The 7,042-nt window shown below is 46.1% G+C and carries 5 protein-coding genes, 2 tRNA genes and 1 rRNA gene; 5 read left to right on the top strand and 3 right to left on the bottom strand.

Annotated features, from left to right (window positions below):
* Positions 1-98 precede the first annotated feature (98 nt).
* The 3 genes from ACH32G_RS17060 to ACH32G_RS17070 form a co-directional block, all read right to left on the bottom strand.
* Positions 99-1,661: an APC family permease gene (locus ACH32G_RS17060; protein WP_047478243.1), complete on the bottom strand. Its 1,563-nt coding sequence runs from the start codon at positions 1,659-1,661 to the stop codon at positions 99-101.
* A gap of 249 nt (positions 1,662-1,910) precedes the next feature.
* The gene (locus ACH32G_RS17065) at positions 1,911-2,756 is read right to left on the bottom strand and encodes a manganese catalase family protein (protein ID WP_415273358.1); all 846 of its coding nucleotides are present in this window, start codon (positions 2,754-2,756) and stop codon (positions 1,911-1,913) included.
* A 112-nt stretch (positions 2,757-2,868) separates the two neighbouring features.
* A complete protein-coding gene (locus ACH32G_RS17070) occupies positions 2,869-3,336 on the bottom strand; it encodes an SRPBCC family protein (protein ID WP_448814617.1) in 468 nt (155 codons plus the stop codon).
* A 126-nt stretch (positions 3,337-3,462) separates the two neighbouring features.
* Here ACH32G_RS17070 and ACH32G_RS17075 point away from each other — a divergent pair, with 126 nt between their 5' ends.
* The 5 genes from ACH32G_RS17075 to ACH32G_RS17095 all read left to right on the top strand — a co-directional run.
* Complete coding sequence (locus ACH32G_RS17075) at positions 3,463-4,464, top strand: NADPH:quinone oxidoreductase family protein (RefSeq protein WP_045926943.1); 1,002 nt, start codon at positions 3,463-3,465, stop codon at positions 4,462-4,464.
* Positions 4,465-4,891: 427 nt separating this feature from the next.
* Positions 4,892-6,310 carry a sugar porter family MFS transporter gene (locus ACH32G_RS17080; RefSeq protein ID WP_448814618.1) on the top strand — a complete coding sequence of 473 codons (1,419 nt, stop codon included), beginning with the start codon at positions 4,892-4,894 and terminating at the stop codon, positions 6,308-6,310.
* A 305-nt stretch (positions 6,311-6,615) separates the two neighbouring features.
* A tRNA-Arg gene (locus ACH32G_RS17085) sits at positions 6,616-6,692 on the top strand.
* A 9-nt stretch (positions 6,693-6,701) separates the two neighbouring features.
* Positions 6,702-6,775: transfer RNA gene (locus ACH32G_RS17090), tRNA-Gly, on the top strand.
* Between the two features lie 161 nt (positions 6,776-6,936).
* Positions 6,937-7,042 (top strand): 16S ribosomal RNA (locus ACH32G_RS17095); the annotation flags it as partial.

The raw sequence follows: 7,042 nt of genomic DNA on the forward strand, positions 1-7,042 counted from the left end.
TATGAATGACTGTCATTCATTTTATCGTATTTTCGCTTTTTTGTCATCCTTAAAAATAAAAAGACCGGAAAGAAGATCATGCTTCTTTCCGGCGTTCATCATTTATCACTGTCGATCATAGCCTTCGGCAGTCCCGTATATTTTGCCCAGTAATAAATACCGAGCGAACCGATGGCGATCAGAATCAGGTCAAGCGGATTGCTGATAATACCCAATCCGTGGCCGAACGAGCCGAGATAGGAGAAAATCAGCATCATCACATAAAAGCCGACGATCCACCATGCTGATTTCAGCTGCTGCCGTATGCTGACATCATCTTTGGGAGCATATTTACTGAAACAGAGATAGATCAGAAACATGACAATTTGAGAACCGAGAAGCCAGGATACGGTGCGCCATCCGGACCAATATACAATATAAGAGGTAAAAATAAACGACAGCGGCCCGATGATGCTCATCCCTTTTAAATAAAACGGTCTGTTAATATCCTTCGCGTTCACCCTCAGCGCCGCTGAAGAAATCGGCGCAATCGCATAAGACAGAATCAATGCGACAGAGCACACGTTGACGAGAGCGTTCCAAGAAGGGAACGGCAGCGTCCAAAAAACAGCCAGACCGAACGAAAGCCAAAGGGAGGCACGCGGTGTCCCGGTTTCTTTATTGACTTTAGAAAAGATGCTGAATAAAGTTCCGTTTCTGGCCCAGGCGTAGACGAGACGTGAAGTCGTATTCATAAAGATATTACCGTTACCGCCCGGTGATAAAATCGCATCTAAAATAACCAATGTCGCCAGCCACCCTAATCCGAGCAAAACGGCGATATCTTTGAACGGAAGAGAGAATTCAGTCCCGATAGCCGGCCATCCGTGCTTCAGGGTATCCGCCGGAATCGCCCCGATAAAAGTGAGCTGCAGCACGGTGTAAATAATAGTAGAAACGATAATACAGACAATCAACGCGATCGGAATGTTCCGCTTCGGATTCTGCACTTCACTTGCGACAGCCACAATCGGGTGCAGCCCAAGATAGGCGAACATGACACCGCCGGTAGAAATCGCGGCTTGAATTCCGGTGAAACCAAAAGGCGCGAATCCGTGAACGGTCATATTGCCCGGGTGAAAATGAAAAATCAGTACTATAATAACCGTAATCGGAACGACATATTTAAAAATCGAAATAATGAAGTTTGCTTTTGCAAAGGTTTTGACACTCCAGTAATTGAGGAGGAAGAACATGCAGAGCAGCGCAAATTGCAATATCCACCCGGCAATTGTCGGCGAGTCAGAACCTTTCACGGTCAACCCGGGAAACCAATACGCCACGTATTGGCGGACTGCCGTGACTTCTATAGAAATAAGGCTCGTGTAGGCCACAATGGTGACAAAGGAAATTAAATATCCGACAAGGTGTCCGTGTGAATATACGGGATACCGGATAATTCCCCCGGTCCGCGGCAGCGCGGCGCCCAGTTCCGCATAAACTAAACCGATCAATAAGATGATTCCCCCGCCGATCAGCCAGGAAAAAATGCCTGATGGGCCCGCTTTAGAGGCGACGTTACTGACGGCAAACAGCCATGCTGAACCGAATATGGCTCCCATGCCGATTAAAATAAGATCAAAAAGTGACATAGATTTCTGGAAGTTTCCTTGCTTAGACATTCGCTGCCTCCTTATAAGACATGTTCTATTTACATAATTCCCATTATCATTCGAACATACCCAGCCGGCCGGCTGGAAAATTAGGACAGCTTTATATGCTGAAGTATGTACAGCAGTATGCTCAAATCATAATGGAGTGACTTGATACGGCCGCATGTCAAGATCTCCCCGCTTATATTCCCCGTTTTGCTCACGTTCAAACCTTACATCTATAAAAATAAAAAAACGCCCGAAGCAGGCGTTTTTTTATTACAAGTTCATATCTTTCAGTCCGGGGCTGTGCTCATTCGGAAGCTCAGGAAGTTCCGGCACAGGGAACCCTTTAGGCGGCTCAGACACACTTAATTCGCCGCCGTTTCGGCTCGGCGTCTGTCCTTGCAGAATTTCTCCGATCCGTGTCGAATCCAGTCTGAAATTAAATTGGGTATTGTGATATCCCATCTCAACGAATTTACGGCACTCCGGATATTTCTCAATGTCATAATTCGGCACGGGGAATAATTTTCCCCATTCAACACCCAGTGTTTCCAGCGCTTTTGTAAAAGCATTTTGATGAGCATTGTCACGGACAATCAGGAAACCGAGTGTTTCTCTGAACGTCTGATTAGAACTCATTTCATAAATGCGCGTTTTTTGCAGCACGCCGGTTGATTCCAGCACGACATTGTCCAATAAGTCGGAAATCAGATTCCCGTGATTGTAGACCCAAGAGCCATTCCATGGATTGCCGCTTGCATCTGCAGGCAGAGAACTTTGCGCCCCGATAATATAATGGTGCGGATTGGCATGCTTCACCGCTTCGTCAATCGGCGCCTGATCTGAAGCCTGATTTCCGGGGCCCTCAGCCCCGCTTTCATCGAGCAGCGCATTAATCGTATGCTGGACGAGCTCAACGTGTGCAATTTCTTCTAAAAATACGCCCCGAAGCAGGTCGCGGAACTGCTTTTCTTTTCCCCTGAAATTAGAGCTTTGGAAAAAGTATTGCATCATCGTCCGCATTTCTCCGTAGTGCCCGCCTAAAATTTCCTGAAGCACCTTGGCGGCGGCCGGATCCGGCTTAATGATATTGATCAGTTCTTCTTTGTAATAGTACATTAACAGCGCCCGCTGAAAACAGTTTTCGGTTCTTCTGTTAGTGTCTTAGCAAAGTCGGTTTTTATGTATCGGCAGCAAAAAAAGGACGGAAAGTGTGTCCCGTCCTTTTGCATTAAGCCTCGACCGCCCCGCGGAGCTTCGTTTTCACAAGCCCGTTCCATCCTTGGTCCATCGTACTGTGAATCTCCGAGCTTTTCCGATTGACTTTATTGATGACGGCATCCGGCTCTTTCCATCCGCCGTGAATGAGAGTGAATTCCGTATCTCCGCTTTCCGTTTCTTTCAAGACAAAAGAAACGATCCAGCCTTCCGTATCCCATGAAAAAGAAAGACGGTACGGCGCTTCGATATCCAGCACCTTGCACGGAGACGGACCGAATGGAGATTCCAGCTGAAAATCACTGTCTTCTTGAGGCGTGAAATCATTCGGCATAAACCAGAGAGACAGTCCGTCCGCAGTGGAGACCGTATCCCAGACCACTTGCAGCGGCGCCTTGAAAACGGCGGTATGAATAATGTCCGGTAATGTTTGATTACTGCTGTTGTTATTTTTGTTATCATTGTTTTGTTTATCAGACATGCTGCTAACCACTCTTTCGCTGTTTTTTCTTTTGATCATACTACACGGGGCAGGACATTTGAAAACAAATCAAACTTAGTTTATGCTTTTTCAAAGCCATTCAATACATTTTAAGGAGACGTAGTGATGACAGATCAATTTAAAGCGTTAGTAGTCGATCAACGTGAAGACCGGTTTTCAGTCAGCGTACAGGAGCTCGCAGTTCAGGACCTTCCCGAGGGTGAAGTGCTGATTAAGGTTTGCTATTCAGGCGTGAATTACAAAGACAGCTTGGCTGCCATTCCTGACGGCAAGATCGTAACCTCGTATCCTTTCGTGCCGGGAATTGATTTAGCGGGAATCGTCGTTTCCTCAGATGACGCCCGTTTTAAAGAAGGGGACAAAGTCATTGCGACAAGCTACGGCATAGGTGTTTCCCACTTTGGCGGCTATAGCGGGATGGCCCGCATTCCGGCAGATTGGATCGTGCCGCTGCCTGAAGGTCTGACTCTTAAAGAAGCCATGACGATCGGAACCGCCGGCTTTACGGCCGCATTGTCCGTTCAGCGTCTTGAGGAAAACCATGCCGCCCCTGAAAAAGGGAAAGTGCTGGTGACGGGAGCAACAGGAGGCGTTGGAAGCTTTGCGGTTTCCATTCTTTCTGCATTAGGCTATGACGTAGAGGCCAGTACAGGAAAAGAAGAAGAAAGCGGCTATCTGAAGAGTCTCGGTGCGAAATCGGTTATTCACCGTGACGAAGTTTACAATGGCACGTTAAAACCGATGCAAAAACAAAAATGGGCCGCGGCCGTCGATCCGGTCGGAGGTGAGCCGCTTGCTTCAGTTCTCAGCCAGATTCAGTACGGCGGAGCAGTTGCAGTGAGCGGACTGACAGCGGGAACGAAACTCCCGGCTACGGTCTTTCCGTTTATATTGCGCGGCGTCAGCCTCCTAGGAATTGATTCCGTATCCTGTCCGATGGAGACAAGAAAGAAAACATGGCAGCGTCTGGCTGAAGATTTCAAGCCAGCGGATCTCGAGACCTTTATTCAAAAGGAAATTACACTTGAGGAACTGCCGGACACGCTTCCTGCTCTCTTAAAAGGAAAAGCGAGAGGGAGAACGATCGTTAAACTGAACGAAGAATAAACAAAAACCCCCGATCAGCAGTTGGGGGTTTTTTCATTATATAATCATTTATTGATTAAAACTGAGATGATTATTGAGTATATTCTGAAAGTGAGCTGATTTTAAACAAATATTGATTATTTGTAGATCATATTTAGAAGAGTTTTGAAATTATCTGAAATATTTATTGACTGAAAGCGCTTTTAAAATTAAGATAATAACATAAGTGCTAATAATATAATTACAACTTAACTAAAAAATAACTATAAAGTAACAATTCGACGAAAGGAGAGAGCAAATATAAATGATAAATGATGACACTTTCGAGTGATTTTTTATATAAAAGCTGTTTTGAATTGTCGAAACGTGGGTAAGTCATTATAGGCGTAAATATAGATAACTGAATATTCGGTTTATATCTCTGTATAAAAACTGGGAGGATTTGAAGATGAATAAAAATAGCAGCCAGTATTCATTTTTGAGAACCATCATTTTAGTATCGACGTTCGGGGGGCTTCTTTTCGGTTACGATACAGGTGTAATTAATGGAGCGCTTCCTTTTATGGCGAAAGCTGACCAGCTTAATCTTACGGCCCTGACTGAAGGCATGGTGGCAAGCTCCCTTCTCTTGGGGGCTGCGATCGGCGCAGTTATCGGAGGGCGGCTGTCAGACTATAACGGCAGACGTAAAAATATCCTTTTCCTTGCCGTTTTGTTCTTTGCGGCGACGCTGGGATGTACACTGGCGCCTAACGTATCGGTTATGATTATCTCTCGTTTTCTGCTGGGGCTTGCTGTCGGGGGAGCTTCCGTGACAGTTCCGGCATACTTGGCTGAAATGTCGCCGGTGGAAAGCCGGGGGAGAATGGTTACCCAAAATGAACTGATGATTGTAACGGGCCAGCTGCTTGCCTTCACGTGTAATGCCATCATCGGCAATGTGCTCGGTGATACGTCCCACGCTTGGCGTTACATGCTCGTTATCGCGGCTCTTCCGGCGGTATTCTTGTTTTTCGGTATGCTGAAAGTTCCTGAAAGTCCGCGCTGGTTGGTTTCTAAAGGAAGAAAAGAAGATGCTTTGTGCGTTCTCCGGCGAATACGGAATGACGAGAAAGCAAAGTCAGAACTCGCCGAGATTGAATCTGCTTTTCATAAGGAAGCGGAGATGGAGCAGGCGACATTTAAGGACCTTGCCGTTCCGTGGGTGCGCCGCATTGTGTTTATCGGAATCGGAATTGCTGTAGTGCAGCAGCTCACCGGCGTAAATTCAATTATGTACTATGGAACTCAAATACTAAAAGATGCCGGCTTCGAAACAAAAGCTGCATTGATCGGCAATATCGCTAACGGTGTGATTTCCGTGCTTGCGACTTTTGTGGGCATATGGCTTCTCGGCAGAGTCGGCCGGCGCCCGATGCTGATGACGGGGCTGATCGGAACGACTGCCGTGCTGCTGCTGATCGGCATTTTATCTGTCGTGCTGAAAGGATCCCCTTCACTTCCTTATGTAGTTCTTGGGTTAACCGTCACTTTCCTTGCGTTTCAGCAGGGAGCGGTTTCTCCTGTGACCTGGCTGATGCTGTCGGAGATATTCCCGCTTCGATTGCGGGGGCTTGGTATGGGAGTCACTGTCTTCTGTCTTTGGATCGCGAACTTCCTTGTCGGTTTAACTTTCCCGGTTCTGCTCGCAAACATCGGATTGTCTGCAACCTTCTTTATTTTTGTTCTGTTAGGAATAGCGTCCGTCATATTCGTGAAAAGGTTCCTGCCGGAAACAAAAGGTCTGTCGCTTGAACAGCTTGAACAAAACTTCCGTACTTATGAAAAACCAGAGCGAAAAAGTGCAGAGGTCAAGGTGAGCGGGTAATCAAGAGAGATGCAGGGTTCTTAGGAATCCTGTTTTTTATTTTCTATATATATAGAAGGAAGTAATAAGCGAGAAAAAACTTTTGTAAAAGTGTTGACGCGATTTAAGGGGGCATGGTATATTATTAAACGTCGCTGATGAACAAAGCGATCACGCTAAAAGAGAAAATGAGCTTTTGAAAAAAGACTTTACAAATTCTCAGAAACGTGTATAATAAATGAGGTTGAGAAAACAACTTCGAAAAGAAATAAAAAACACTTGACATCATCGCTGATTGATAGTATGATAGTTGAGTCGCCTGATAAGCGCCCGTAGCTCAATTGGATAGAGCGTTTGACTACGGATCAAAAGGTTAGGGGTTCGACTCCTCTCGGGCGCGCCAATTTAAAATGCGGGTGTAGTTTAGTGGTAAAACCTCAGCCTTCCAAGCTGATGTCGTGAGTTCGATTCTCATCACCCGCTCCATTATAATGATCTTTGAAAACTAAACAAGACAAAACGTACCTGTTAATTCAAAGTTTTAAATAAATCGCACAGCGATGTGCGTAGTCAGTCAAACTAGGTCTGCACGATGCAGATCACACAGACGTCACTGCAGGATGCAGTGAACTTAGTCTGTGATCCATTTATCGGAGAGTTTGATCCTGGCTCAGGACGAACGCTGGCGGCGTGCCTAATACATGCAAGTCGAGCGGACAGATGGGAGCTTGCTCCCTGATGTTAGCGGCGGAC

Source organism: Bacillus sp. CIS52 (assembly GCF_053545315.1).

Excerpts from the sequence above, each read along its gene's own strand:
- ACH32G_RS17060 (WP_047478243.1), bottom strand. The coding sequence starts at position 1,661 with ATGTCTAAGCAAGGAAACTTCCAGAAATCTATGTCACTTTTTGATCTT.
- ACH32G_RS17065 (WP_415273358.1), bottom strand. The coding sequence starts at position 2,756 with ATGTACTATTACAAAGAAGAACTGATCAATATCATTAAGCCGGATCCG.
- ACH32G_RS17070 (WP_448814617.1), bottom strand. The coding sequence starts at position 3,336 with ATGTCTGATAAACAAAACAATGATAACAAAAATAACAACAGCAGTAAT.
- ACH32G_RS17075 (WP_045926943.1), top strand. The coding sequence starts at position 3,463 with ATGACAGATCAATTTAAAGCGTTAGTAGTCGATCAACGTGAAGACCGG.
- ACH32G_RS17080 (WP_448814618.1), top strand. The coding sequence starts at position 4,892 with ATGAATAAAAATAGCAGCCAGTATTCATTTTTGAGAACCATCATTTTA.